This is a genomic window from Gordonia sp. GN26 (assembly GCF_054823965.1).
In genome coordinates, this window is the sequence record NZ_JSYC01000091.1 from 1 (window position 1) to 3,725 (window position 3,725).

The 3,725-nt window shown below is 67.1% G+C and carries 3 protein-coding genes; 2 read left to right on the plus strand and 1 reads right to left on the minus strand.

Features of this window, described 5'->3' with window-relative positions:
* Positions 1-97: 97 nt before the first annotated feature.
* Positions 98-1,309 carry a TetR/AcrR family transcriptional regulator gene (locus OK17_RS17455; RefSeq protein ID WP_461418196.1) on the minus strand — a complete coding sequence of 404 codons (1,212 nt, stop codon included), beginning with the start codon at positions 1,307-1,309 and terminating at the stop codon, positions 98-100.
* Between the two features lie 199 nt (positions 1,310-1,508).
* Between OK17_RS17455 and OK17_RS17460 the strand changes: the two genes are divergently transcribed.
* Entirely contained in the window at positions 1,509-2,309 is an 801-nt protein-coding gene (locus OK17_RS17460) for an enoyl-CoA hydratase-related protein (protein WP_119032728.1), read from the plus strand.
* Between the two features lie 90 nt (positions 2,310-2,399).
* The coding region (locus OK17_RS17465) for an AMP-binding protein (RefSeq protein ID WP_461418197.1) at positions 2,400-3,725 on the plus strand (1,326 nt) is incomplete at its 3' end.

A 3,725-nucleotide genomic window follows, 5' to 3' on the forward strand; every position in this document is an offset into this window, starting at 1 on the left:
GGCTCCTCGCTGCGCTCGTCGCCTACTCAATCAGCCGGGGGCGACTACTTTTGCCGGCCGAGTAGGTCCGAGGCGCCAGCCGAGGACCTTATCGAGGTCAGGCGTTCCCGCCCAACAGGATTCGTACCGACAGTGCCTCGATGCGTTCGGGCGAGGGTTGCGGTCGTAGTCGGGACAGGTCGGTGACGACGTTGAGTGCGGCGTGAACGAGGAACCGTGCGTGGGTGATCGGCAGGTTCGCTCGTTCGCGGCTCATCCAGGTCGCCCATTCCTCGACGGTGATGCGTTGCTGATTGCGCAACGCATCCCGGGCCTCGGGTGTGGCGTGTCCGATCTCGGTTTCGTAGACGCTGATCAGATCGGTTGAGCTGCAGGTCAATCGGACGTACCGGCGCACCATGCCGACGAGTGCCTCGTGCGGCGTCGTCGCATCGGCCAGGGCGTCGGAGATGGCGGTCGTGACGCGGTCGGTCGCCCGCCAGAACGCGGCCTCGAGGATCGCGACCTTGCTCGGGAAGTGGCGGTACACGCCGGACGCCGGAAGGTCCGCGGCATGGGCGATGTCCTCGATGGTCACATCACGGAAGCCGCGAGCGGCGAACAGATTGATCGCCTCGGTCAGGATGACCTCGCGCTTCGCCGCCGGAGCGAGCCCGTGCGCGGCCGGAGCAAGCGGTTCGACCGGATCGGGGAGGTCGGCGTCGAGCAGGTCGATCGCGGCCTCGGAGACGAGCGCGGTGACCTCGCGCGCCGGGAGCGAGGAGCGATGGGTCGTCGGGCTGGCCGCGACACTGGTCATCGCGGCGACGATCAGATTGGCGTCGGCATCGCCGAGGTCGGGACGCAGGCGTCGAGCCGCCGCACGGATGCGCCGGTGCTGGTGCACGACGACATCGCGGACGATGTCCCGGTCGGCCGACTCGAGGTACCGGGACTCCCATCGGTACAGACCACCCGTGCGGCGGTTCTCGAACGAGGCTGCGGTGATCGCCACGAGCAGGTCGCGCAGTTCGTCGTCCCCGTCGCTGTCCACCGCATCGAGCGCCGACCGGAGCGACCGGGCCAGGACGGCGGTGGTCTCGGCGAACAGTGCGTACTTGTTGGGGAAATGCCGGTAGAGGGCGGGTGCGGAGATCCCGACCGCGTCGGCGATGTCGTCGAGGCGAACCGCGTGGTAACCGCCGTCGCTGAACGCCTTCGCCGCAGCGTCGACGATGAGTCGCCTGCGGTCGGCCGGACGGCGGCGTCGGGCGCCCGGCGCAACGCTCTGAGGCGTGTCGGGAGTCGACGTCCCCGGGCGCACGGTCATGGCGACAGACTCTAGCCGGATACGACGTTCACGAGACATTTTCGGGGCTATCGGGCGAAAAGACCAGCAAGGGGTCTCGAGTGACGAGTATAAGTTAACCAAGATTCTCGTGATCTGCGTCGCACTGTGGTAGTACTCTAGGCGATGGCACAGATCCGACGATCTGTGTCTATCTGTCCGGTCACGAGTGGGGAGTGCAGTGAGCGACGAGACCAGCCAGGCAATCGTGACCTCGGTCGACGACCGAGGAGTCGCGCGGCTGACCATTTCCCGCCCGGAGAAGATGAACGCTCTCGACACCGAGGCGAACTACGGCATCAAGGCTGCGATGGAGGAGTGGTCGAAGAGCGACGACGTCCGCGTCATCGTTCTCGACGGCGCCGGCGGGAGCTTCAGCGCCGGAGCCGACGTGGTCTCCATCAACTCGCAGTCGACCGCCGACGGGGCGTCGGGTCTCGACCCCGACCAGGCCCGGGGGATCATCTCCGCCGGTTCGGAACTCGCGCGCGCTGTGCGATCGGTCCAGGTGCCGGTCATCGCCTCCGTCGACGGACCGGCTGCGGGCATCGGTGCCTCGCTGGCCCTGGCCGCCGACCTCATCTACACGACGAAGCGGTCGTACTTCCTGCTCGCCTTCATCAACATCGGCCTGATGCCCGACGGCGGCGCGTCGATGCTGTTCACCTCCGCGGTGGGCCGTGTCCGCGCCAACGAACTCGCCCTCCTCGGCGAGAAGCTGCGCGCCCCCGAGGCTCTCGCGGCGGGACTGGTCAACGGCGTCTACGACGACCGTCCCGCGCTCGACGAAGCCGTCGACAAGGTCGCCGCGAAGCTCGCCGGCAAGAGCCGTTCCGCGTTGCGCCTGACGAAATCGGCGCTCGACGCCCACACCATGTCGGGCTTCGAAGCCGCCATCGAGCGAGAACTCGAGGGGCAGACCGAACTGTTGCAGTCGCCCGAGTTCCAGGCTGCCATCGCCGCCTTCGCCGGCAAGAAGTGAGCTCGGGAGCCGACGCCCGAACCCTCACTCCCACAGACGTATTCACCACTCACGTTCGTCACGAAGACAGACAACAAGGAGACCGATCGTATGACCGCGACCGTCGACACCGTCACCGACCTCGCCACCGAGCCGCTGCGCTCGCGCCGTAACCACTGGAACAACCAGATCAAGCGCCACGCCTTCATGAACCCCGAGGGCGCGGCCTTGAAGTTCCAGGGCGAGGTCACCACCTGGAAGGAACTCGACGAGCGGACCCGTGCCTTCGCCGCCGCCCTGACCCGTCGCGGCGTCGAGTTCGGTGACCGCATCCTGGTGGTCCTGCTGAACCGCAGCGAGTACGTCGAAGCGGTGTTGGGCGCCAACCTCATCGGCGCCATCCCGGTGCCGGTGAACATCCGCATGAGCCCCGCCGAGATCGCCTTCCTGGTCAACGACAGCGGCGCGAAGGTCGTCGTCACCGAGACCCTGCTCGCCCCGCTCGTCGACGCCGTCGCCGCGTCGACCAACGCGATCGACCACATCGTGGTCGTCGGTGGATCGGACAAGGACAACCACCTCGACTACGAGGCGCTCGTCGGCGAGGACTCCTCGGACCTGCCCGAGCTCGACGTCCCCGAAGAGACCGTCGCACTGATCATGTACACCTCGGGCACCACCGGAAAGCCCAAGGGCGCCATGCTCACCCACACCAACCTGCAGGCGCAGGCCGCCACCTGCATGCAGGCGCTGCACACCCGGTCCGACGACATCGGCTCGTGCGTCGCGCCGATGTTCCACATCGCCGGCCTCGGTGCGATGGCGCCGCTGTTCTACATGGGTGCGCTGTCGGTCATCCACCCGCTCGGTGCCTTCGATCCGAACGACATGCTCGACACCATCGAGAAGGAGGGCACCACCTCGATCTTCCTGGTGCCCGCCCAGTGGCAGGCCGTCTGCGCCGCCCAGCAGGCCAAGCCGCGGGACCTGAAGCTGCGCGTCATCAGCTGGGGTGCCGCGCCCGCGTCGGACACCGTGCTGCGTGCGATGAACGAGACCTTCCCCGACGCGCTGAACGTCGCCGTCTTCGGTCAGACCGAGATGTCGCCGATCACCTGCGTGCTCGAGGGCAAGGACGCGCTGAACAAGATCGGTTCCATCGGCAAGGTCGTGCCCGCGGTGACCGCGCGCATCATCGACCCCGAGGGCAACGACGTGAAGCAGGGCGAGGTCGGCGAGATCGTTTACCGCGGACCCAACATGATGAAGGGTTACTGGCAGAACGAGCAGGGCACCGCCGACGCGTTCGCCGGCGGCTGGTTCCACTCGGGCGACCTCGTACGCGAGGACGAGGACGGTTTTCTCTACGTCGTCGACCGTGCCAAGGACATGATCATCTCCGGCGGCGAGAACATCTACTGCGCCGAGGTCGAGAAC